Annotated in this window: 21 protein-coding genes; 7 read left to right on the forward strand and 14 right to left on the reverse strand. The window is 57.7% G+C overall.

All coding sequences use genetic code 11. The features are described from left to right. Positions 1-105: 105 nt before the first annotated feature. Positions 106-2,139 carry a methionine--tRNA ligase gene (gene metG / locus DOU50_RS15560; RefSeq protein ID WP_032663202.1) on the forward strand — a complete coding sequence of 678 codons (2,034 nt, stop codon included), beginning with the start codon at positions 106-108 and terminating at the stop codon, positions 2,137-2,139. Positions 2,140-2,246: 107 nt separating this feature from the next. Here metG and DOU50_RS15565 read toward each other — a convergent pair whose 3' ends face one another. Genes DOU50_RS15565 through DOU50_RS15575 form a run of 3 tightly spaced genes read right to left on the reverse strand, consistent with a single transcriptional unit; the run spans position 2,247 to position 5,162 of the window. Further along, on the reverse strand, positions 2,247-2,717 hold the full coding sequence (locus DOU50_RS15565; protein WP_008500891.1) for a DUF1456 family protein: 471 nt from the start codon (positions 2,715-2,717) through the stop codon (positions 2,247-2,249). Positions 2,718-2,763: 46 nt separating this feature from the next. After that, the gene (btsR, locus tag DOU50_RS15570; protein WP_024908144.1) at positions 2,764-3,483 is read right to left on the reverse strand and encodes a two-component system response regulator BtsR; all 720 of its coding nucleotides are present in this window, start codon (positions 3,481-3,483) and stop codon (positions 2,764-2,766) included. Further along, a complete protein-coding gene (locus DOU50_RS15575; protein ID WP_024908145.1) occupies positions 3,477-5,162 on the reverse strand; it encodes a sensor histidine kinase in 1,686 nt (561 codons plus the stop codon). Before DOU50_RS15575 ends, btsR begins: the two co-directional genes overlap by 7 nt. A 217-nt stretch (positions 5,163-5,379) precedes the next feature. Between DOU50_RS15575 and mlrA the strand changes: the two genes are divergently transcribed. Further along, positions 5,380-6,120 (forward strand): HTH-type transcriptional regulator MlrA, encoded by a 741-nt coding sequence (mlrA, locus tag DOU50_RS15580; RefSeq protein ID WP_024908146.1) that lies wholly within the window; start codon positions 5,380-5,382, stop codon positions 6,118-6,120. A gap of 69 nt (positions 6,121-6,189) precedes the next feature. After that, complete coding sequence (locus DOU50_RS15585; RefSeq protein ID WP_008500895.1) at positions 6,190-6,303, forward strand: protein YohO; 114 nt, start codon at positions 6,190-6,192, stop codon at positions 6,301-6,303. Here the strand turns inward: DOU50_RS15585 and DOU50_RS15590 are convergent. From DOU50_RS15590 to bglX, 5 genes are all read right to left on the reverse strand, one after another. Further along, positions 6,278-7,015: an ABC transporter permease gene (locus DOU50_RS15590; RefSeq protein WP_048028250.1), complete on the reverse strand. Its 738-nt coding sequence runs from the start codon at positions 7,013-7,015 to the stop codon at positions 6,278-6,280. The genes DOU50_RS15585 and DOU50_RS15590 overlap by 26 nt on opposite strands. Beyond that, entirely contained in the window at positions 6,999-7,949 is a 951-nt protein-coding gene (locus DOU50_RS15595; RefSeq protein ID WP_048992504.1) for an ABC transporter ATP-binding protein, read from the reverse strand. The genes DOU50_RS15590 and DOU50_RS15595 overlap by 17 nt, the downstream gene beginning before the upstream one ends. After that, positions 7,942-9,099, reverse strand: coding sequence for an ABC transporter permease (locus DOU50_RS15600; protein ID WP_048992506.1), 1,158 nt, complete (start codon positions 9,097-9,099; stop codon positions 7,942-7,944). Before DOU50_RS15600 ends, DOU50_RS15595 begins: the two co-directional genes overlap by 8 nt. Positions 9,100-9,111: 12 nt before the next feature. Then, a complete protein-coding gene (locus DOU50_RS15605) occupies positions 9,112-10,029 on the reverse strand; it encodes an ABC transporter substrate-binding protein (RefSeq protein WP_148769714.1) in 918 nt (305 codons plus the stop codon). 148 nt (positions 10,030-10,177) lie between these two features. Next, a complete protein-coding gene (bglX, locus tag DOU50_RS15610; protein WP_024908151.1) occupies positions 10,178-12,475 on the reverse strand; it encodes a beta-glucosidase BglX in 2,298 nt (765 codons plus the stop codon). 189 nt (positions 12,476-12,664) lie between these two features. On the opposite strand from bglX, the gene dld reads away from it, so the two are divergent. Then, positions 12,665-14,413 carry a D-lactate dehydrogenase gene (dld, locus tag DOU50_RS15615; protein WP_024908152.1) on the forward strand — a complete coding sequence of 583 codons (1,749 nt, stop codon included), beginning with the start codon at positions 12,665-12,667 and terminating at the stop codon, positions 14,411-14,413. A 112-nt stretch (positions 14,414-14,525) separates the two neighbouring features. Continuing rightward, positions 14,526-15,080, forward strand: a complete 555-nt coding sequence (locus DOU50_RS15620) for a GNAT family N-acetyltransferase (protein WP_024908153.1) — start codon at positions 14,526-14,528, stop codon at positions 15,078-15,080. Positions 15,081-15,174: 94 nt separating this feature from the next. Here the strand turns inward: DOU50_RS15620 and pbpG are convergent, their stop codons facing one another. Further along, entirely contained in the window at positions 15,175-16,098 is a 924-nt protein-coding gene (gene pbpG / locus DOU50_RS15625; RefSeq protein ID WP_024908154.1) for a D-alanyl-D-alanine endopeptidase, read from the reverse strand. Positions 16,099-16,265: 167 nt separating this feature from the next. Further along, positions 16,266-16,853, reverse strand: a complete 588-nt coding sequence (locus tag DOU50_RS15630; protein ID WP_023312454.1) for a Yip1 family protein — start codon at positions 16,851-16,853, stop codon at positions 16,266-16,268. A gap of 157 nt (positions 16,854-17,010) precedes the next feature. Between DOU50_RS15630 and DOU50_RS15635 the strand changes: the two genes are divergently transcribed. Next, positions 17,011-17,583: a DedA family protein gene (locus DOU50_RS15635; protein WP_024908155.1), complete on the forward strand. Its 573-nt coding sequence runs from the start codon at positions 17,011-17,013 to the stop codon at positions 17,581-17,583. An 82-nt stretch (positions 17,584-17,665) separates the two neighbouring features. Here DOU50_RS15635 and DOU50_RS15640 read toward each other — a convergent pair whose 3' ends face one another. The 4 genes from DOU50_RS15640 to DOU50_RS15655 all read right to left on the reverse strand — a co-directional run bounded on the left by DOU50_RS15640 (position 17,666) and on the right by DOU50_RS15655 (position 21,799). Then, complete coding sequence (locus DOU50_RS15640; protein WP_090419539.1) at positions 17,666-18,430, reverse strand: SDR family oxidoreductase; 765 nt, start codon at positions 18,428-18,430, stop codon at positions 17,666-17,668. 50 nt (positions 18,431-18,480) lie between these two features. Next, entirely contained in the window at positions 18,481-19,899 is a 1,419-nt protein-coding gene (gene mdtQ, locus DOU50_RS15645) for a multidrug resistance outer membrane protein MdtQ (protein WP_090419536.1), read from the reverse strand. Positions 19,900-20,027: 128 nt separating this feature from the next. Continuing rightward, a complete protein-coding gene (dusC, locus tag DOU50_RS15650) occupies positions 20,028-20,960 on the reverse strand; it encodes a tRNA dihydrouridine(16) synthase DusC (RefSeq protein ID WP_090419533.1) in 933 nt (310 codons plus the stop codon). Positions 20,961-21,001: 41 nt separating this feature from the next. Next, positions 21,002-21,799: an AraC family transcriptional regulator gene (locus tag DOU50_RS15655; RefSeq protein WP_148769715.1), complete on the reverse strand. Its 798-nt coding sequence runs from the start codon at positions 21,797-21,799 to the stop codon at positions 21,002-21,004. Positions 21,800-21,858: 59 nt separating this feature from the next. Here DOU50_RS15655 and DOU50_RS15660 point away from each other — a divergent pair. Beyond that, positions 21,859-22,488, forward strand: a 630-nt coding sequence (locus DOU50_RS15660; protein WP_148769716.1) for a glutamine amidotransferase-related protein, incomplete at its 3' end; no start/stop codon positions are given.

Raw genomic sequence — 22,488 nt, forward strand, 5'->3', positions numbered from 1 at the left:
AGATGAACAAGTTTACCTGAAAGGCCGTGGTTTGTGCTTACTTAATAATGCCCCTTTTGGTAATATCAAAAACCCTTTTCACAGTTAAAAGAAGTAATGCCTACTATGACTCAAGTCGCGAAGAAAATTCTGGTAACGTGCGCACTGCCGTACGCCAACGGCTCAATCCACCTCGGCCACATGCTGGAGCATATCCAGGCTGATGTCTGGGTCCGTTACCAGCGAATGCGCGGCCACGAGGTTAACTTCATCTGTGCGGACGATGCCCACGGCACGCCGATCATGCTGAAAGCGCAGCAGCTGGGGATTTCCCCGGAGCAGATGATTGCCGAAATGAGTCAGGAGCATCAGACTGATTTTGCTGGCTTTGACATCAGCTATGACAACTATCACTCCACGCACAGCGACGAAAACCGCGAGCTGTCGGAGCTGATCTACACCCGTCTGAAAGAGAACGGTTTTATTAAAAACCGCACCATCTCTCAGCTGTACGATCCGGAAAAAGGCATGTTCCTGCCGGACCGTTTCGTCAAAGGCACCTGTCCGAAATGTAAATCCCCGGACCAGTACGGCGATAACTGCGAAGTGTGCGGCGCGACCTACAGCCCGACCGAGCTTATCGAGCCGAAATCCGTGGTATCCGGCGCCACGCCGGTGATGCGTGACTCCGAGCACTTCTTCTTCGACCTGCCGTCCTTCAGCGAAATGCTGCAGGCGTGGACCCGCAGCGGCGCGCTGCAGGAGCAGGTGGCGAATAAAATGCAGGAGTGGTTCGAATCCGGCCTGCAGCAGTGGGATATCTCCCGCGATGCGCCGTACTTCGGCTTTGAAATCCCGAACGCGCCGGGCAAATACTTCTACGTCTGGCTGGACGCGCCAATCGGCTACATGGGCTCCTTCAAGAACCTGTGCGACAAGCGTGGCGATACCGTCAGCTTCGACGAATACTGGAAGAAAGATTCCACTGCCGAGCTGTACCACTTCATCGGTAAAGACATCGTTTACTTCCACAGCCTGTTCTGGCCGGCGATGCTGGAAGGCAGCAACTTCCGCAAGCCAACCAACCTGTTCGTACACGGCTACGTAACGGTGAACGGCGCGAAGATGTCCAAGTCCCGCGGGACGTTCATCAAGGCCAGCACCTGGCTGAACCACTTCGACGCGGACAGCCTGCGCTACTACTACACCGCGAAGCTCTCTTCCCGCATCGACGATATCGACCTGAACCTGGAAGATTTCGTGCAGCGCGTGAACGCGGACATCGTCAACAAGGTCGTCAACCTGGCGTCCCGTAACGCGGGCTTTATCGCGAAGCGTTTTGACGGCGTGCTTTCTGCTGAACTGGCCGATCCTGAGCTGTATAAAACCTTCACCGATGCCGCCGCTGCGGTTGGTGAAGCCTGGGAAAGCCGTGAATTCGGTAAAGCGATTCGTGAAATCATGGCGCTGGCCGATGTTGCCAACCGATATGTGGACGAGCAGGCCCCGTGGGTGGTCGCGAAACAGGAAGGCCGCGACGCTGACCTGCAGGCGATCTGCACCATGGGTCTGAACATGTTCCGAGTGCTGATGACCTGGCTGAAGCCGGTTCTGCCGCAGCTGGCAGCCCGTGCTGAAGCGTTCCTGAACACCGAACTGACCTGGGATGCAATCCAGCAGCCGCTGCTCGGCCACAAGGTCAACACCTTCAAGGCGCTGTACAACCGCATCGAGATGAAGCAGGTTGAAGCCCTGGTAGAAGCGTCTAAAGAAGAGGTGAAGGCGGCTGCGGCACCGGTTACCGGCCCGCTGGCGGACGATCCGATTCAGGAAACCATTACCTTCGATGATTTCGCCAAAGTCGACCTGCGCGTGGCGCTGATCGAGAACGCGGAATTCGTGGACGGCTCTGACAAGCTGCTGCGCCTGACGCTGGATCTCGGCGGCGAGAAGCGCAACGTCTTCTCCGGCATCCGTTCTGCCTATCCGGACCCGCAGGTGCTGATCGGTCGTCAGACCGTGATGGTGGCGAACCTGGCGCCGCGCAAAATGCGCTTCGGCATCTCTGAGGGGATGGTGATGGCCGCAGGCCCTGGCGGGAAAGATATCTTCCTGTTAAGCCCAGACGAAGGCGCGAAGCCGGGTCAGCAGGTGAAATAACAAAAAAACCGGAGATTATCTCCGGCTTTTTTTATGGCATTTTGTTTTCTCCCTCTCCCTGTGGGAGAGGGTCGGGGTGAGGGCATCAGGCCGCACCCATTCTGCAATCACGCCTTCGGGTGATGCACCCGGTGAGTTAACCCACGCAGGAAATTACGCAGAAACTGGTCGCCGCACTCGCGGTAGTTTTTATGATCCGGCGCGCGCATCATGGCGGTCACTTCCGGCACGGATACGCGGAATTTTTGCTCAGTCATGATCGCCACGATATCGTCCGTTTTCAGCGAGAAGGCGATGCGCAGCTTTTTCAGCACCGTGTTGTTGTTCACCCGACGCTCCAGCGCCAGCTCTGGCGCGGCCGGATCTTTGCCACGCTTATCGTAAATCAGGCCGTTCAGGAAACCCGACAGAATGATGTCAGGACAGCGGACAAATCCCTCTTCGTCTTCTTTGGTCATCCACGTGTCAAAACTCGCAGACGTGGATTCCATGTCGGACAGCGCAAGAATGCGCACCATGTCGTTATTGTTCGCTTTCAGGGTGTAGCGCAGGCTACGAAGAATATCGTTACTTAGCATAGAGCCTTCGAATGTCGATGATGCAATGGCGCGCAGTGTACCAGCTTTACAGCCCAATCGCCTCTTTCAAACTCTTCAGGTAGCGACGGCTGACGGGTACCGTTTGTCCGGCACGCAGCACCAGCTCGGCCTGGCCGTTATCTTCCAGGCGGATCTCCTTCAGGTGCGCCATGTTCACCAGATACTGGCGGTGGCAGCGAATCAGCGGCGTGCGGCTCTCCAGCGTGCGCAGGGTCAGCTCGGTAAACCCTTCGTTCCCTTCCGCGCTGGTGACAAACACTCCGCTCAGGCGGCTGCTGACAAAGGCCACATCATCCATCTGAAGAAGATAGATCCGGCTGTGCCCGGTGCAGGGGATGAACTTCAGCGGCTGCTGGTTTTCCGGCAGAAGCGTGACGTCCTGTACGGTGCGCTCCTGGCGTAAACGGGTGAGCGTTTTTTCCAGCCGCTTCTCTTCAATCGGCTTGAGCAGATAGTCAAACGCGTGCTCCTCAAAGGCCTTAACGGCATATTCATCAAACGCCGTCAGAAACACGATGTAGGGACGATGTTCCGGGTCGAGCATGCCGACCATCTCCAGCCCGCTGATGCGGGGCATCTGAATATCGAGGAACAGCACGTCCGGGCGCAGTTTGTGCACCGCGCCGATGGCCTCAATGGCGTTCGCGCACTCCCCCACAATCTCAATATCCGGCTGCTCCTGCAGCAGAACGCGCAGGTTTTCCCGTGCCAGCGGCTCGTCATCCACAATCAGCACTCTTAACATGCGTTTTCCTCCAGCGGCAGTCTTACGGTAATACGGGTAAATCGGTCTGGCTCACAGGCGACGGTAATGCCACAGTCGTCGCCAAAATGGGCGCGCAGGCGTTTATCCACCAGGCTCATCCCCAGACCGCCAGAGGCGGAAGGCTGGTAAAGCCCGGCATTGTCTTCAATATCCAGCACCAGATGGTGGTTAAAACGGCTGGCGGCAATGGTTATCTCCCCCGTTCCCAGTAGCTGCGACGTGCCGTGCTTAATGGCGTTTTCCACAATCGGCTGCAGGGTAAAGGCCGGAAGATGCTGATACGCCAGCTCATCCGGCACGGAGAGCGACACCTGCAGGCGCGACTGGAAACGCGCCTGCTCAATCTGAAGATAGGCATTCACGTGCTCAATCTCATCGGCGAGGGTGACGATCTCAGACGGTCGCTTCAGGTTTTTGCGAAAGAAGGTCGACAGAAACTGCACCAGCTGCGCGGCCTGATCGCTGTCGCGGCGGATCACCGCTTTGAGCGTGTTGAGGGCGTTGAACAGGAAATGCGGATTGACCTGGGCATGCAGCAGCTTAATTTCGGACTGCGTCAGCAGCGCTTTCTGCCGCTCATACTGTCCGGCGAGGATTTGCGCGGACAGCAGCTGGGCGATCCCCTCCCCCAGCGTGCGGTTGATCGAGCTGAACAGACGGTTTTTCGCCTCATACAGCTTGATGGTGCCCATCACCCGCTGATTCTCGCCGCGCAGCGGAATCACCAGCGTGGAGCCCAGCTTGCACTGCGGATGCAGCGAACAGCGATAAGGCACCTCGTTACCGTCGGCGTACACCACCTCACCGGTTTCAATGGCGCGCAGCGTGTAGGCTGAGGAGATGGGTTTACCCGGCAGATGGTGATCGTCCCCGGTGCCGGTAAAGGCCAGCAGTCGCTCGCGGTCGGTGATAGCCACCGCGCCGATATCCAGCTCCTTGTAGAGCACCTGGGCGACCTTCATGCTGTTCTCTTCGTTAAAGCCCTGGCGCAGGATACCTTCGGTCGAGGCGGCGACCTTCAGCGCCGTGGCGGAAAACGCCGAGGTGTACTTCTCAAACATGGCGCGCTTGTCGAGCAGAATGCGCATAAACAGCGCCGCGCCCACGGTGTTGGTCACCATCATCGGAGCGGCAATGCTGCTGACCAGGTGCAGCGCATCCTCAAACGGACGGGCAATGAGCAGAATGATCGCCATCTGCGCCATTTCGGCTACAAAGGTAATGGCACCGGCGGTGAGCGGGCTGAAGACTTTATCCGGGCGGCCGCGTTTGATCATGTAACTATGCACCAGCCCGCCGAGCAGACCTTCCACGATCGTGGAGATCATGCAGCTGAGCGCCGTCATCCCGCCCATGGAATAGCGATGCAGCCCCCCGGTTAAACCGACAAGGCCACCGACGACGGGACCGCCCAGCAGCCCGCCCATCACCGCGCCGATCGCGCGCGTATTGGCAATAGAGTCTTCGATATGGAGACCAAAATAAGTCCCCATGATGCAGAAAATAGAGAAGGTGACGTAGCAGAGCAGCTTATGCGGCAGACGTACGGTGACCTGCATCAGCGGGATAAACAGGCGCGTTTTGCTCATCAGCCAGGCAATGACAAGAAACACGCACATCTGCTGAAGCAACAGCAGCACCAGATTAAACTCGTACATACTCAAAACCGCACACGCTAAAAACGCGTAACATACACTGATGCGGGTTTACTTTCTTTGAAGCATCCCAAAAAAGCGCAAAATCGTGTCCGTTATCACACCTTTTTCTGAATATCGCGCATGCTTCGCATTGTTTGTTCAAAAATCAATCAATCTTTCTTGGTTCGCCAAAGTGAGTCTACAGTTAAGCTGGGGACGCGTAAGCCAGGGGGCGAATATGGCGCTTTACACAATAGGTGAAGTGGCACTCCTTTGTGATATCAATCCCGTTACCCTACGGGCGTGGCAGCGACGGTATGGATTACTCAAACCGCAGAGGACCGACGGTGGGCATCGCCTTTTCAATGAAGCCGATATCGACCGCATTCGCGAAATTAAAAGCTGGATCGACAACGGGGTGCAGGTCGGCAAGGTGAAGTCCCTGCTGAGCCACGACGACCCGGACACGCAGCACCTCTGGCGCGAACAGCAGGAAACCCTGCTGCGACTCCTGCAGGCGGGCAACCTTCAGCGCCTGCGCGCATGGATAAAAGAGCAAGGCCGCGATTACCCGGCACAGACGCTGATCAACCATCTTTTCATTCCGCTCCGTCGACGCCTGCAGTGCCAGCAGTCCACCCTGCAGGCGCTGCTCAGCATGCTCGACGGGGTGCTGATCAACTACATCGCCGTCTGCCTTGCCTCGGCAAAGAACAAAGCCGGAAAAGATGCGCTGGTGGTCGGCTGGAACGTGCACGATACCACCCGCCTGTGGCTGGAAGCGTGGATTGCCACCCAGAAGGGCTGGCGCGTGGATGTTCTGGCGCATTCGCTGGCGCAGCTTAAGCCTGAGTTTTTTGAGGGCCAGACCCTGCTGGTCTGGTGTGGTGAAGTACCGTCCGCCACGCAGCAACAGCTGCTGACGGAATGGCGTGAGAATGGTTACCCGGTTTATTCCCTTGGCCCGGATGAGCCATAACGGCATTTAATGGTTCATTAACAGCTGCGCTTCACCGTATAATTGTTCCGTTAACAACAGGAGCACATGATGAAGGCAACCAAACTGGCCATTATTACCCTTTTTGTCCTGATGGCCGTAAGCGGTATCGGCGGCGTGATGCTGGCAGGATACTCGTTTATTGTTCGCGGCGGTGTCGGCTGAGGTAGAGCGCGAGCCGCTCAAAAGCGCGATCGACGACGATTGCCGCCAGCGCGACCAGCACCGCTCCCTGCACAATATAAGCCGTATTAAACCCACTTAAGCCGATAATGATCGGCGTTCCCAGCGTATTAGCACCGACCGTCGATGCAATGGTCGCCGTCCCGATGTTAATGATGACCGACGTGCGGATCCCGGCAATGATAACCGGTGCCGCAAGCGGCAGTTCAACCTTACGCAGCCGCTGGCCGCGACTCATCCCCACCCCTTCCGCCACGCTCAGCACGGACGCAGGTACCGCCGCGATGCCCGCCAGCGTGCCCTGCAGAACCGGCAATACGCCGTATAATATCAGCGCAATGATGGCAGGCTGTTGGCCAAAGCCCATCACCGGAACCGCTATCGCCAGCACCGCCACGGGCGGAAACGTCTGCCCGATGGCCGCAATCGTCTCCACCAGCGGACGAAACTCCCGGCCCGCAGGCCGCGTGACCGCGATGCCCGCCCCCACGCCCAGCACAACCGCGATGGCGCTTGAGAGCGCCACCAGCCAGAGATGCGCCAGGGCGAGATTAATGAAGCTCTCCTGCTGATAGACCGGCCGCGGCAGTCCGGGAAAGAGGCTGTTAAACAACGCCGCGCTGTGGGGCATCAGAAACAGTAAAGCGACAAAGAGCGCTACCAGCCAGAGGAGCGGATCACGCAGTGCCTTCACGCGTCACCTCCCCGGCCAGCAGATCGCGAAAATGTAAGGTTCCGCACGGCGCGCCCCGGGCATCCGAAACGGGCAATACCTCGCACTGGCGCGCGACAAACGCGGAGAGCGCATCCCGCAGGCTCATCTGCGCCTGCAGCGGTTCGCCGCTCACCGACACCGCATCCCGACGCATATAGTCGCTGACCGTTCGCAGGGAGAGCAGCCTGACGCCCAGTTCGCTGCGGCCAAAAAACTCGCGCACAAAGTCGTTCTTCGGCCAGGTTAATAGCTCAAGCGGCGAGCCCTGCTGCACCACTTCGCCATGATCCATCAGCACCAGATGGTCAGCCAGGCGCAGGGCTTCATCAATATCGTGCGTCACAAGTACGATCGTGCGTCCGAGAATGCGGTGAATGCGGGTCATCTCCGCCTGCAGCGCCCCGCGCGTAACCGGATCCAGCGCGCCAAAGGGTTCGTCCATCAGCAACACCTGCGGGTTGGCCGCCAGCGCGCGCGCCACGCCCACGCGCTGCTGCTGCCCGCCGGAAAGCTGGTGCGGATAGCGATCGCGCAGCGCGGGCTCTAACCCCAGCAGAGACATCAGCTCATCAACACGATCGGCGATTTTCCCCCGCGACCATTTTTCCAGCTGCAGCACGGTGGCGATGTTCTGCGCCACCGTCCAGTGCGGAAACAGGCCGATAGACTGAATGGCATAGCCCATCCGACGGCGCAGCTCCAGCACCGGCAGGCTGCGGATCTCTTCTCCGGCAAAGCGGATCAGCCCGCTGTCATGCTCCACCAGACGGTTGATCATCTTCAGGGTGGTGGATTTTCCCGAGCCTGAGGTGCCAATCAGCACGGAAAACGCCCCCTCGGCAAAGTTCAGGTTCAGGTGGCTCGCCGCCGGGCGACCGGCAAACGTTTTACTGACATCATGGAATTCAATCATTGGCTCTTCTCCTGAGCAGCGCGAGCCATAAGGCAAACAGCGCGTCGACAACAACCGCCAGCGCAATCGTCGGAACCACGCCCAATAACACCAGATCGAGCGCACTACTTAGCAGCCCCTGGAACACCAGGGCGCCAAAGCCGCCCGCGCCAATCAGCGCCGCAATCACCGCCATGCCGACGGTCTGTACCGCCACCACCCGCAGGCTGCGCAGCAGCAGGGGCAGCGCCAGCGGGAGCTGAATTTTCCAGAAACACTGCCGGGCGCTCATGCCCATCGCATGGGCGCTTTCCAGCACGTCAGGTGCGACCTGACCCAGGCCCGCGACCACGCCGCGCACCAGCGGCAACAGCGCATACAGCACCAGCGCGATAAGGGCGGGCGTTAACCCCGTTCCGGCTATGCCGAGCGTTCCCAGCACCGGAAATGACTTCACCAGCCCGGCCAGCGGCGCAATCAGCAGGCCAAACAGCGCAACGGAAGGAATGGTCTGGATCACGTTGAGCACGGCAAAGACACCGCCCTGACGTGAAGGATGGCGGTAACACCACATGCCCAGGGGGATCCCGAGCAGCAGCGCCGGAAAGAGCGTGCCGAAGAGGATCGTCAGGTGTTGCGCCAGGGCATCGTCAAACACCTCCTGGCGGTTGGCGTACTCTTTTAACAGCGAGAGATTGTTCAGTTCCCCGCTGAACAGCAGGAACAAGGGAATGCACCATATCTGCGCGTTGAGCACCCAGCGCCAGACGGCGCTGGAGATGAGTCGACGAATGGCATCGCTGCTGACCAGCAGACAGAGCGCCAGCCACAGCCAGAGGCCGCTACCCACCGTGGTTCTCGCCAGCGGACTTTCTGCCGACGCCATGTGCGTCGCCGCCAGCCCGCCACTCCAGAACAGAATGATAAACAGCCCTTCAGCGAGGAGCAGCGTCAGCCACTGCGCCGTGCGCCCTTGCCAGAACGATAGCGCAACCCACGCGGCCAGCGCCGCCGCCAGCCACCCCGGCGTGAAAGACCAGACCTGCCAGAGCGCTTTGCCCTCCCCCGACATCAGACGGTTTGGGGCTACGTTGACAAACGGCAGCGCGACCGCCGCGATGGCCACGCAGGCCAGCAGCAGCAGGACGCGGTTATGACATTTTATTGGCACAGCCCTTTCCCGTTACTTCACAAGCCCTTGTTGTTTCAGGAAGTCGGCGGCCACTTTTTTGGCATCCAGCCCCTCGACGGCAATGCTGGCATTCAGCTGTTGCAGCGTTTTTTCATCCAGTTTTTCGAAGACCGGTTTGAGCCAGTCGGCAATCTCCGGATAGGCTTTCAGCACCGCCTCACGCACGACCGGGGTCGGGGCGTAAATCGGCTGTACGCCTTTAGGATCGGTCAGGGTTTGCAGGCCGAGCGCCGCCACCGGACCGTCGGTACCGTAGGCCATGGCCGCGTTAACGCCAGAGGTTTGCTGCGCCGCCGCTTTGATGGTCACCGCAGTATCCCCGCCCGCCAGAGAGAGCAGCTGCGCCTGATCGAGCTTGAAACCGTAGGCTTTTTCAAACGCGGGCAGCGCGTCGGGACGCTCGATAAACTCCGCAGAGGCCGCGAGCTTGAAATCGCCCTTCTCTTTCAGGTAGCGGCTGAGATCCGCAAGCGAGGTGAGCTTGCCTTTCTCCGCCACGTCCTTGCGCACGGCGATAGTCCAGGTGTTGTTGGCCGGGGCTGGGGTCAGCCAGACCAGTTTGTTCTGTTCCGCGTCGAGCTTTTTGACTTTCTCATACCCGGCGTTAGCGTTTTTCCATGCCGGATCGTTTTCTTGTTTGAAGAAGAACGCGCCGTTGCCGGTGTATTCCGGGTAGATATCCAGCTCGCCGGAGGTGATCGCGCCGCGCACGACGGGCGTGGTGCCGAGCTGAACTTTATTGACGGTTTTCACGCCGTGGCTGTCCAGCACCTGCAAAATAATATTGCCGAGCAGCGCCCCTTCGGTATCGATCTTTGAGCCCACTTTTACCGGCTCCGCCGCCTGTAGCGGCAGACTTAGCGCCGCCAGCAGCACCGCAGATCCAAACATCCCCTTTGCAATCGTCATTCTACTATCCTCATTTATTTTGCTGCCTTTTTCAGAGGCTTGAGAGAAAAGCGTAGCTTAAAACGGCGGAATTAACCGTCAAAATGCCTTTTTAGCATAAGGTAAGACGCCTCCCCCGCAGGACGGGGGGAGGCAAAGGAGGGACAGGTTACAGCAGTTCGAACTCGCCTTTATTCACGCGGGCGGAGTCCACGCCGATAAAGACGTTAAACTTGCCCGGTTCCGCGTCATATTTCATCTGCTGGTTCCAGAACTTCAGCGCATCCACGTCGATCGGGAAGCTGATAGTTTGGGTTTCGCCAGGCTTCAGGTTGACCTTCTCAAAGCCGCGCAGCTGCTTCACGGGACGGCTCATCGACGCGGTGACATCCTGAACGTACATCTGAATCACCGTTGCCCCTTCACGCTTGCCGGTGTTGGTTACCTCAACGCTGGCGGTGACTTTGCCGTCACGCTTCATCGTAGGCGCTGACATTTTCACGTCAGAGACCTTAAAGGTGGTGTAGCTCAGGCCGTAACCAAACGGATACAGCGGGCCGTTAGCTTCGTCGAAGTAACGAGACGTGTACTTGTTCGGCTTGTCGGCGTTGTACGGGCGACCGGTGTTCAGGTGGCTGTAGTAGACCGGGATCTGCCCGACGGAGCGCGGGAAGGACATCGGCAGCTTGCCCGACGGGTTGTAATCGCCAAACAGCACGTCGGCGATGGCGTTACCGCCTTCGGTACCGGCGAACCAGGTTTCCAGAATGGCGTCAGCCTGCTGGTCTTCTTTCACCAGCGCCAGCGGACGACCATTCATCAGCACCAGCACTAGCGGCTTGCCGGTGGCTTTCAGGGCGGCGATCAGATCGCGCTGGCTCTGCGGAATGGTGATATCGGTCCGGCTGGAGGCTTCGTGCGCCATACCCTGCGCTTCCCCCACGACCGCGACAACGACGTCAGACTGCTTCGCGGCATTCACCGCCTCGTCGATCATCTCCTTCGGCGTGCGTGGATCGACCTTGACCGCTTCCTCGTACTGGTTGAGGAAGGTGACGATATCTTTATCGTTGGTGACGTTCGCCCCTTTGGCATACACCACTTTGGCGTTATCACCGACGGCACTCTTGATACCGGTCAGCACGGTCACCGACTGGTCAGCCACGCCTGCGGCAGACCAGCTGCCCATCACGTCGCGCTTGCTGTCGGCCAGCGGGCCCACCACGGCAATGGTGCCAGATTTTTTCAGCGGCAGCGTGTCGAGGCGGTTTTTCAGCAGCACCAGGCTTTCGCGCGCCACGTCACGCGCTTCTTTGCGGTGCAGACGGCTTTCGGCGTTGGTATCTGCCGGGTCAGACTCTTTCGGGCCCAGGTGGCTGTACGGATCGTTAAACAGCCCCATGTCGTATTTCACGTTCAGCACGTGGCGCGCGGCATCGTCCAGCTCCGCCATCGTTACCTTGCCGCTCTTCACCAGCCCCGGCAGGTATTTGCTGTAATACTCATCGCTCATGCTCATGTTGATGCCGGACTTGAGCGCCACGCGCACCGCGTCTTCCGGATCGGAGGCGGTACCGTGCTTGATCAGCTCTTTAATCGCGCCGTGGTCAGAAACGGTGATGCCTTTAAAGCCCCACTGGTCGCGCAGCACGTCTTTCAGCAGCCAGGAATCGGACGTCGCCGGCGTGCCGTTCAGGGAGTTCAGCGCCACCATCACCGCGCCGCTGCCCGCATCCAGCCCTGCCTTGTACGGCGGCATATAGTCGTTAAACAGGCGCTGCGGGCTCATGTCGACGGTGTTGTACTCTTTACCGCCTTCCACTGCGCCATAGGCTGCGAAGTGTTTGACGCTGGTCATCACCGAGTAGCGGTCCGCCGGGCTTTTGCCCTGCATCGCTTCCACCATGGTTTTGCCCATCGTGGAGGTTAAATACGTATCTTCACCAAAGCCTTCCGAGCCGCGGCCCCAGCGCGGATCGCGCGAGACGTCCACCATAGGTGCCCAGGTCATGTTCAGGCCGTCGTCCGCCGCTTCATAAGCCGACACGCGCCCGACGGTTTTCACCGCGTCGAGGTTAAAGGAAGACGCTAAGCCGAGGCTAATCGGGAAGACGGTACGCTGGCCGTGCACCACGTCATAGGCAAAGAACAGAGGAATTTTCAGGCGGCTGAGATCCATCACCTGGTCCTGCATCTTGCGGATATCCTGGCGGGTGACGGTATTAAAGATGGCCCCTACCTGCCCGTCTTTGATCATCGCCCGGATGGCCTCTTTCGGGTTATCCGGGCCGACGCTGATAAGACGCAGCTGGCCGATTTTCTCATCGACCGTCATTTTCTTGAGCAATTCCGTGACAAACGCATCCCGTGCTTCAGGCGTGAGCGGGTGATTGCCAAACAAATCCTCTGCCAGCGCAGGTTGCAGCGCCAGGCTTACGGCGACACCTACAGAACATAGCCATTTCATGTCGTTTTACTCTCTCATCAATAACCGCCGGACGATCTCGGCCATACCGTGCGAAAAGCGCAGTGTGCCACAAACCCTCAGAACGTTGCAGGGTTATTCTCTGATTTTTCTCGTGAATACTCGACCGCTTAACAGTTAATCGCGCTATGCTTTACAGCGAGAAATTTGCCCCACCACAAGGAGTGGAAGATGTCTTCTGTTCGAACAAACGATAACACGGCTTTTATTAACGAACTGTCGCGCCTGGTTGGCTCCTCTCACCTGCTTACCGACCCGGCCAAAACCGCCCGCTACCGTAAGGGTTTCCGCTCCGGCCAGGGCGAGGCGCTGGCGGTTGTCTTCCCCGGCACGCTGCTGGAGCTGTGGCGCGTGCTGAGCGCCTGCGTCGCCGCCGACAAGATCATTTTAATGCAGGCCGCCAATACCGGCCTGACCGAAGGCTCCACGCCGAACGGCAACGATTACGATCGCGACATCGTGATTATCAGCACCCTGCGCCTCGACAAGCTGCACCTGCTGGACAAAGGCGAGCAGGTGCTCGCGTTCCCCGGCACCACGCTTTACTCCCTCGAAAAAGCGCTTAAGCCACTGGGTCGCGAACCGCATTCGGTGATCGGTTCCTCCTGTATTGGCGCCTCGGTGGTCGGTGGGATCTGCAACAACTCCGGCGGCTCGCTGGTGCAGCGCGGCCCGGCCTATACCGAGATGTCGCTGTTTGCCCGTATTGACGAAAACGGCAAGCTGACGCTGGTCAACCATCTGGGGATCGATCTCGGCGTGACGCCGGAACAGATCCTCAGCAAGCTCGACGACGATCGCGTGAAGGACGAAGACGTGCAGCACGACGGCCGCCACGCGCACGATCACGACTACGTGACCCGCGTGCGGGATATCGACGCCGATACACCAGCGCGCTACAACGCCGACCCGGACCGCCTGTTTGAATCCTCCGGCTGCGCCGGGAAGCTTGCCGTTTTTGCCGTGCGCCTGGATACCTTCCCGGCAGAGAAAAAGCAGCAGGTATTTTACATTGGTACCAATCAGCCTGAGGTTCTGACCGAGATCCGCCGTCATATTCTGGGTGAATTCACCCACCTGCCGGTGGCGGGCGAGTACATGCACCGGGACATTTACGACATCGCCGAGCGTTACGGCAAAGACACGTTCCTGATGATCGACAAGCTGGGCACCGACAAAATGCCGTTCTTCTTCACCATGAAGGGCCGCACCGACGCGATGCTGGAGAAAGTGTCGCTGTTCAAACCCCACTTCACCGACCGCTTTATGCAGAAGCTGGGCAACGTTTTCCCGGCGCATTTACCGGAGCGAATGAAAACCTGGCGCGACAGGTACGAACACCACCTGCTGCTGAAAATGGCCGGAGACGGGATCGCCGAAGCGCAGTCCTGGCTGACTGAATTTTTCAAAACCGCTGAGGGTGATTTCTTTGCATGCACGCCGGAAGAAGGCAGCAAAGCCTTCCTGCACCGCTTCGCTGCTGCGGGTGCCGCCATCCGTTACCAGGCGGTGCATTCCGAAGAGGTGGAAGATATTCTGGCGCTGGATATCGCTCTGCGGCGTAACGATACCGAGTGGTTTGAACACCTGCCGCCGGAAATCGACAGCAAGCTGGTGCATAAGCTCTATTACGGCCACTTTATGTGTTATGTCTTCCATCAGGATTACATCGTCAAAAAAGGGGTCGATGCACACGAACTGAAGGAGCAGATGCTCGCCCTTCTGCGTGAACGTGGCGCACAATATCCTGCGGAACATAACGTCGGACATCTTTATAAAGCCCCCGACGCACTTAAGCAGTTTTATCGCGAGAATGACCCTACAAACAGCATGAATCCCGGCATCGGTAAAACAACGCGGAAGAAATACTGGAAAGAAAGCGCGGACGCGGAGCAGCGCATAACGCAAGCGTCTGATTAATTCCTACAGCCAAATTTGAGAGATTGTTAAGCGCTCCTTAATCGTAATAGAGTAACTGTCTGACGCCGGAGAAACGTTTCTCCGGCTTTCTATAACGAGGAGCAGGCTCATCATGTCGGCTATTGATGTTTTATCCGAGACCGAACTGGAAGTGCGCGATGCCCTTCCCGATGATGTGCATGCCATCGCCGCGATCTATGCCTGGCATGTGCTTCACGGGCGCGCGTCATTTGAAGAAGTCCCCCCCACTATCGACGAAATGCGTCATCGAATGAAAAGCGTGGCTGAGAATGGTTTACCGTGGCTTATCGCGCTGTATCGCGGCATCGTGGTGGGCTACTGCTACGCCACGCCTTACCGTCCGCGACACGCCTACCGCTATACCCTGGAAGAGTCGATTTACGTGGATGCCAGCATCACCGGGCGCGGTTTTGGCACGGCGTTAATGTCTGCGCTAATTGAACGCTGCGAACAAGGTCCGTGGCGGCAGATGATTGCCGTGGTGGGAGATGGCAATAATAATGCCGGTTCGTTACGCCTGCATAAAAAGCACGGCTTCGTGATTGTCGGTCAGCTGCGCAGCGTAGGCTATAAGAAAGGCGACTGGCGGGATACGGTGATTATGCAGCGCCCGCTCAACGATGGTGACTGGACGCTGCCGGAATAAAAGCAAAACGGTAACCTGGGTTACCGTTTTTAGTGTTTTCTCCCTCTCCCTGTGGGAGAGGGTCGGGGCGAGGGCATCAGCGCGCAGAGGCGCATCAGTCGTTCTGCGCCGTCGCCATCTGCTCCGCTTTCTGCTTTTTATACGTCAATGCGGCGGCCGGAACGGGCTGCACTTTTCCTGTTTCAATCCAGGTACGCAGGCGGCTCGCATCCGCAAAGTGCGTGTATTTGCCGAAGGCATCCATCACCACCAGCGCCACCGGCTTACCGTTAAACACCGTGCGCATCACCAGACAGTGCCCTGCCGCATTGGTAAAACCGGTTTTTGTTAACTGAATATTCCAGTTATCACGGTAAACCAGATGGTTAGTATTGCGGAACGGCAGCGTATAGGCCGGGTTCGCAAAGGTCGCCATCTCTTCACGGGTGGTACTGAGCTGACCAATCAGCGGGTACTGTTTGCTGGCAATCAGCAGTTTCGTCAGATCGCGGGCCGTGGAGACGTTGCTGATCGACAGACCCGTCGGTTCAACATAATGCGTATTGTTCATCCCCAGCGATTTGGCTTTGGCGTTCATTGCGCGGATAAACGCGTCGTAGCCGCCCGGATAATGGTGCGCCAGGCTCGCCGCCGCGCGGTTTTCAGACGACATCAGCGCCAGCAGCAGCATATTTTTACGGCTGATTTCACTGTTCAGCCGCACGCGGGAGTAGATCCCTTTCATCTCCGGCGTGTGGCTGATATCCACTTTCAGCTTTTCGTCCAGCGGCAGATGGGCATCAAGCACCACCATCGCGGTCATTAATTTAGTAATCGAGGCGATCGGGCGCACCAGGTCCGGGTGGCTGGCGTAGATCACCTTATTGGTGTTGAGATCGACAATCATCGCGCTGCCTGAAGCAATTTGCGGTTGGGCAGCGGCAGCGGTCACCGCGGGCGTTTTGGCGACGGCCGGCACGGCAGCGGACGCACCCAGCAACAGCGCCAGGCTAAGTAAAGAGACTCGGAATTTCAGCATGGTGAGACTTCTGATAATTATTCACGCACGTCATGACGTACACCGCCTGTATCAACGGATAAACACAGGCTGGCTTCGGCATCATAGCCGTCAGCGGGCGTTGTCGCCAGAGGATAATCGTGAACAGATGCTGCATTGCTGGCATTTACGCCAGCAATGCAGTGAACTCAGAAGAGACGGTATCCATAACCCCAAAGGATCACCGTCAGCGCCAGTAGCGCCTCCAGCACCAGCACCCCGATAGCGAGTGTTGAACTGGAAAAACTCAGGCCTTCTTCTTTATTGATATTCAGGAAGGTTGGAACCCCCAGATACAGCAGATACCCGGTGTAAAAGAGGGCAATGGTACCGATCAGCGCGCACAGCCAGACCAGTGGATAGAGCGCAACAATACCGCTTAAGAACAGCGGGGTCGCGACATATCCGGCAAAGACCATACAGTGCGCCAGCGATGGACGTTGCGGGTAGTTACGCGCCATCCAGTGAATGACTCGCCCCATGACCGCCACACCCGCCAGCATCAGACCATAAAAGACGATGGCCAGATAGAGTCCGGTAAACCAGGAAAGCTGAACCACGGTGCCATCACCGAAGTTCCAGCCGATTTGTGTCGTTCCGATAAAAGCGCATATTACCGGCACCGCAGCCATCAGCAGCACGTGGTGCGTGTAATGATGCGAGACCGTTTCGTTCTCACTTTTAATGACATGCATTTCACGATCGGGATGGGAGAAAAGTCCCCAGACATGGTTCATAGCGCCCCCTTGTTGTCGGCCCGTCAGCGATACCTTAAGTATAATGCAGGCTTTAGATTATTTTATGTACAGTGGGAAATTTCCGTTGATTTCCCCGCTGTTGATTCATGGGGTATATGATTAAACGAGGTACGCAGAGGGAGATAACAGTTACGTAATGGATATTAACGCACTCATTGAACAATATGGCTATGCCGCGCTGGTCATCGGTAGCGTGGCAGAAGGCGAAACCATCACCCTGTTAGGCGGCGTCGCCGCGCATCAGGGATTGCTGAAATTCCCGCTGGTCGTCGCCGCGGTTGCGCTGGGCGGGATGATTGGCGATCAGCTGCTCTACTTTCTCGGGCTGCGCTTCGGGCCAACGCTGCTTAAGCGTTTCACAAAGCATCAGAAGAAAATTCGCCGCGCTCAGCGGCTCATTCAACGCCACCCCTATCTGTTCGTCATTGGCACGCGCTTTATGTATGGCTTTCGCATTATCGGGCCGATACTCATTGGCGCCAGCCATCTGCCGCCAAAAATTTTCCTGCCGCTCAATATTGTGGGTGCGATTGCCTGGGCGCTGATCTTTACGACGCTCGGTTATGTGGGGGGCGAAGTGATTGCGCCCTGGCTGCATAATCTCGACCAGCACCTCAAGCACTGGGCGTGGCTGATTCTGGTGGTCGTGGCGGTGATTGGGGTTCGACTGTGGCTGAAGCATCGGGAAAAGAGGCGGGATGAGGAGTGAGTGCGGCCTGATGCCCTCACCCTAACCCTCTCCCACAGGGAGAGGGAACTAAAAACACCCTCTCTCACAGGGAGAGGGGAACCTACCCCTCCGGCTTAAACTGCGGGTTCGCCAGCATAAAGCCCCCGTCGACGATAAACGATTGCCCCGTTGTATAGCTGGCGTCGCTGTCGCACAGCCACGCGACCAGGCTGGCAATCTCTTTGGTATGGCCCGGTCTTGCCAGCGGGATTTCCGGCATTGAACCGTCCTTCACTTCGCTGTCGTCCATGTCATTCATCGGCGTGGCAATGGCACCCGGTGCGACGGCGTTCACCAGAATATTGTGCTTAACCAGCTCCATCGCCATGGATTTGGTTAACCCGCCGAGCGCGTGTTTCGCCGCCGTATAGGCGCTGGCCTCCGGAAGCGGAGTGTGCTCATGCACCGAGGTGATGTTCACAATCCGCCCCCCTTTCCCCTGCTTCACCATCTGCCTTGCGGCAATTTGTGAACAGAGAAACGCGCCGTCCACGTCGACGGTGAAAATATTCCGCCAGTCGTCAAACGGCATCTCGAGGAACGGCGCTTTGGTCATCGCCCCGGCATTATTGACCAGCACGTCCAGCCGACCAAAACGCGCAATCAGCGTTTCAATAGCCTCAGCGCCTTCCGGCAGCGTGCTTAAATCAAGATGGATAGCCTCCGCGCGCTGCCCCTGCGCTTCGACTTCGCGGCAGGTTTCCAGCGCCCCTTTCTCATCCGAGTGCCAGGTGACGCCAATATCAAACCCGCGCTCAGCCAGCATCAGGGCCGCGGTTTTCCCAATCCCGGAATCCGATGCGGTAACAATCGCTACTCTGGTCATACTCACCTCCTGAAAAACTGCAAAGAGGTAAGTATAGATAATGGCCTTTTTTAGCCATGATGATAGCCACCGCCCAGCGCCGAGGTCAGTTGCAGGGTAGCGTCGACATATTGCCCCTTCAGCAGCACGCCTTCGAGGTGCTCTTTGAGGGCCGGTATTCTGGCTTCACTGACACGGGAGCCCGCAATAATCCCCGCGCTGAAACGCGCCTGTGCCAGCGCCACAACCCGTGCCGCATCTTTTTCAACCTGCTGCTGTTGGCCGTTCTTCGCCATCAGCGTTTCGACTTCGCTGGCGGTGCGTGCCACCTGATTGACGGCCTCCACCACCGCTTTGTTGTAGTTGGCTACCGAAAGGTTGTTCTGCGCCTGAGCGATATCCAGGCTGGCGTTCAGCCTGCCGCTGTCAAAAATTGGCAGCGTCAGCCCGGCGGTGACGCCCATCTGCTGCGCGGATGAACGGAACAGATCGCTCAGGTGGAGGGCATCCTGCTGTAAGAACGCCATCAGGTTCACGTCAGGATAGAACGCCGCTCTGGCGGCCTCTACCTCGCTCATGGAGGCTTCGATATACCAGTGCGCCTCCTGAAGATCCGGACGGCGTGCCAGCAGTTCATATCCGAGCGTCGACGGTAACGAGGCTTCCACCGTCGGCAAGGCGTGCCGCGTAAGCTTCACGGAGGAGGAGTTCGTCAACGCGACCAGACGCGCCTCTATGGCTTTCATCTTCCCGTTGACCTCGGCCAGCTGCTCTTCGGTTTTGCTGGCGTTGATATCCGTTTCGACACCCTCCACCGAGGAGGTGATGCCGTGCTGGTACAGCTCGCGATCGGCACCGATAATATTGTCCTGCTCATGTTTGATCTGCGCGAGAACCTCCCCCGCGGCGGCCTGAGTTTGCCACTCCCAGTAGAGCCGCGCCACGCTGCCGGCCAGCAGCTGTCGGGTCTGCTCCAGCTCCGCTTTTTGCGCATTCACTTTGCCAATCCGGGCTTCGACCTGCGCGCGATTTTTACCCCACAGATCGAGATCCCAGCCTGCGGTCAGGCCAAAGGTGCCGTTGGTGTACCACGGCCCGGTGGTCCCTGCCGCCGGGTCGGTAATGGCAAAGGGCCCCATCAGCCCTTCGGCGGACATTTTCTGACGTTCAGCCTCGGCGGAAAAATCAATTTGCGGACCGTCGGCAGCCATAGCCGCTTTGGCCTGAGCTTCGGCAAGCGTAATCCGCTGACGGGCAATCTGCATATCCGGCGCATCGCTTAATGCTTTTGCAATAAGCCCGTTAAGCTGGGGATCGTTATACGCCTTCCACCACGCATTTTTCGGCCAGTCGGTATAATGCAATGAGGTATTCACAGACTTGGCGGCCGGTTGTGTATTTAGCGGAGAGACGGTGGAATGTTCAGGTGCGCAGGCTGCCAGAATTAATGCAAAGGGGACACTCAGAGATAAAATAAGAGAACGTTTCATTACGCCATATACTCAAAAAATAAAGGCGAAAAATACGCTTGATACTATTTATTTTTTTAGTAATGCGTGGCAATCCGTAAATTGTTATACATTTACATAATCAGAAAATTATTCACCAAATGAATAAATTACTTTGACTGAATAACCCGTGCAATATCAGAGGACGTCTGTAATGTACGAATCTCCTGAAATAACCCCAGCGCTTCATCGTACTCTTTACGTAAATAACTCAGCCACTGCTTAATTCGCGCGACGTGATACAAACCGGTGTCCCCCTGCTTTTCCAGACGACTGTATTTTTGCAGCAGCGTGACGACGTCTGCCCAGGGCATACGCGGTTCGTTATATTTCACCACCCGGCTGAGGTTCGGCACATTCAGTGCGCCGCGGCCAATCATGACCGCATCGCAGCCGGTGGCATGCAGACAGGCCTGCGCGCTCTCGTAGTCCCAGATTTCGCCGTTGGCGATCACCGGAATGGTGAGGCGTTTGCGGATCTCACCGATCGCCTGCCAGTTAATGCGATCGGCTTTGTAGCCATCTTCTTTGGTACGGCCATGCACCACCAGCTCGGTGGCCCCGGCCTGCTGCACCGCATCGGCGATTTCAAACTGCCGCGCGTCGCTGTCCCACCCAAGGCGCACCTTAACCGTCACCGGCAAATGCGAAGGCACGGCCTCGCGCATGGCTTTCGCGCCGCGGTAAATCAGCTCAGGATCTTTCAGCAAGGTCGCCCCGCCGCCGCTGCCGTTGACCAGCTTCGACGGGCAGCCGCAGTTGAGATCCACCCCGTAAGAGCCCAGCTCAACCGCGCGGGCGGCGTTTTCCGCCAGCCATTCCGGATACTGGCCGAGCAGCTGAATACGCACCAGCGTGCCGGAAGAGGTTCGGCTCTGGTTGTGCAGCTCGGGACACAGTCGGAAGAAGGATTTTACCGGCAACAGCATATCGACCACGCGCAGAAACTCCGTCACGCAGAGATCGTAATCGTTCACCTCGGTCAGAAGCTCGCGCACGAGGGAGTCGAGCACGCCTTCCATTGGGGCCAGTAAAACACGCATAGCAGTACCTGTGAAAAAAGACGCGCTATAGTAGCCGCTCTCTATATCGCTGGGAAGCGCTTCTGTTCAGGCAGAAAGTCACCCGGCGTTGCCCCAACAATGGCGCGAAACGCCGCCGCAAATGCCGCCGGGCCGGAAAAGCCCAGCATCCAGGCCACCTGCTTAACCGGGTATCCGTTGGCGAGCAGGTCCAGCGAGGCACAAATCCTGGCACGCTGTCGCCAGGCCCGGAAGCTAAAGCCGGTATCGTTGATAAACGCGCGTGAAAACGTGCGTTCAGACATCGCGGCCCGTTCCGCCAGCCTTTCCAGAGAAAGATCCCAGAGATTGTTGGCAATGATGTCACAGGCAATGCGATGTAAGCGCTCATCCACGGGCATCGGTAATTCGGCCGAGATTTGCTGAGCTTCACTGAGGATATCGAGCAGCAAAACGGCCATGCTGCGCTGACTGGCTGGCCGGTATTCCGCGCTGAACAGCCCGGCAATCAGCTCTTTGAACAACGCTGTGGCCATAATCACATGAACCTCGTCTTTCCGTTTAAAAGGCTCGCATTGCGCTATCAGCGCCGGGCTAAACCAGACCGCGCGCAGCTCCGTTGTGGATAACACGCTGTAGGTATGCTCCTGAAAGGGAGGGATCCACAGCGCGCGCTGTGGCGGTATGACCCAGCGTTTGCTGCCGGTTTCGACCAGCATGACCCCTTTGATGGCAAACAAAAGTTGTCCCTGCGAATGCTGGTGAGGCGGATCGACTTCGCCGCGCGTATAGCGAATCGCCCCTCTTGACCATCCGATAGCATCGTCGTGAATTGGCGTTTTATCGATAACGGTTGGCATTTCACATTCCCCCCTTCCTCTTATGATGCTGCTTGTACATGTAACCAGAGAGAGACGCAATGCACATCCATTTTATTATTCATGAACATTTCGAGGCGCCAGGCGCCTATGAAATCTGGGGGAAAAGTCGCGGCTGCAGTCTGAGCTACACCAGAGTGTATCAGGGCGATCCTGTACCCGAAACGCCAGGGCACACAGACTTGCTCATCATCATGGGAGGCCCGCAGTCACCCGCCACCACGCGTGAGGAATGCCCCTGGTTTGATGCGCAGGCGGAAAAGACGCTCATCAGCCGCGCGATAGAGGCGGGTAAAACGGTGATTGGCGTTTGTCTGGGCTCGCAGCTTATCGGCGAAGCGCTGGGCGCAGCGTTTTGTCATAGCCCGGAAAAAGAGATCGGCAAATTCCCCATCAGGCTCACAGATGCAGGCAAGGCGAACCCGCTGTTTGAGGATTTTGGCAGCGTGCTGAACGTCGGTCACTGGCATAACGATATGCCTGGGTTGACGCCACAGGCTAAGGTGCTCGCTTACAGCGAGGGCTGTCCCCGCCAGATTGTGCAATACAGCGAACGGGTTTACGGTTTCCAGTGCCATATGGAGCTGACGCCGGAGCTGGTAGAGTTGCTGATTGAGCATTCGCAGAGTGACCTCCGCCGCGCGGGTGAATTCCGTTTTGTCGAAACGGCA

The organism is Enterobacter sp. C6 (assembly GCF_008122455.1).
Lineage (GTDB): Bacteria > Pseudomonadota > Gammaproteobacteria > Enterobacterales > Enterobacteriaceae > Enterobacter > Enterobacter pseudoroggenkampii.

What these genes read in the sequence shown, in the direction of transcription:
- metG (WP_032663202.1), top strand. Translation starts at nt 106, where the DNA reads ATGACTCAAGTCGCGAAGAAAATTCTGGTAACGTGCGCACTGCCGTAC.
- pbpG (WP_024908154.1), bottom strand. Translation starts at nt 16,098, where the DNA reads ATGCTGAAATTCCGAGTCTCTTTACTTAGCCTGGCGCTGTTGCTGGGT.
- mlrA (WP_024908146.1), top strand. Translation starts at nt 5,380, where the DNA reads ATGGCGCTTTACACAATAGGTGAAGTGGCACTCCTTTGTGATATCAAT.
- DOU50_RS15575 (WP_024908145.1), bottom strand. Translation starts at nt 5,162, where the DNA reads ATGTACGAGTTTAATCTGGTGCTGCTGTTGCTTCAGCAGATGTGCGTG.
- DOU50_RS15635 (WP_024908155.1), top strand. Translation starts at nt 17,011, where the DNA reads ATGGATATTAACGCACTCATTGAACAATATGGCTATGCCGCGCTGGTC.
- DOU50_RS15565 (WP_008500891.1), bottom strand. Translation starts at nt 2,717, where the DNA reads ATGCTAAGTAACGATATTCTTCGTAGCCTGCGCTACACCCTGAAAGCG.
- DOU50_RS15630 (WP_023312454.1), bottom strand. Translation starts at nt 16,853, where the DNA reads ATGAACCATGTCTGGGGACTTTTCTCCCATCCCGATCGTGAAATGCAT.
- mdtQ (WP_090419536.1), bottom strand. Translation starts at nt 19,899, where the DNA reads ATGAAACGTTCTCTTATTTTATCTCTGAGTGTCCCCTTTGCATTAATT.
- DOU50_RS15655 (WP_148769715.1), bottom strand. Translation starts at nt 21,799, where the DNA reads ATGCCAACCGTTATCGATAAAACGCCAATTCACGACGATGCTATCGGA.
- DOU50_RS15620 (WP_024908153.1), top strand. Translation starts at nt 14,526, where the DNA reads ATGTCGGCTATTGATGTTTTATCCGAGACCGAACTGGAAGTGCGCGAT.
- btsR (WP_024908144.1), bottom strand. Translation starts at nt 3,483, where the DNA reads ATGTTAAGAGTGCTGATTGTGGATGACGAGCCGCTGGCACGGGAAAAC.
- DOU50_RS15605 (WP_148769714.1), bottom strand. Translation starts at nt 10,029, where the DNA reads ATGACGATTGCAAAGGGGATGTTTGGATCTGCGGTGCTGCTGGCGGCG.
- DOU50_RS15595 (WP_048992504.1), bottom strand. Translation starts at nt 7,949, where the DNA reads ATGATTGAATTCCATGATGTCAGTAAAACGTTTGCCGGTCGCCCGGCG.
- bglX (WP_024908151.1), bottom strand. Translation starts at nt 12,475, where the DNA reads ATGAAATGGCTATGTTCTGTAGGTGTCGCCGTAAGCCTGGCGCTGCAA.
- DOU50_RS15585 (WP_008500895.1), top strand. Translation starts at nt 6,190, where the DNA reads ATGAAGGCAACCAAACTGGCCATTATTACCCTTTTTGTCCTGATGGCC.
- dusC (WP_090419533.1), bottom strand. Translation starts at nt 20,960, where the DNA reads ATGCGTGTTTTACTGGCCCCAATGGAAGGCGTGCTCGACTCCCTCGTG.
- DOU50_RS15640 (WP_090419539.1), bottom strand. Translation starts at nt 18,430, where the DNA reads ATGACCAGAGTAGCGATTGTTACCGCATCGGATTCCGGGATTGGGAAA.
- dld (WP_024908152.1), top strand. Translation starts at nt 12,665, where the DNA reads ATGTCTTCTGTTCGAACAAACGATAACACGGCTTTTATTAACGAACTG.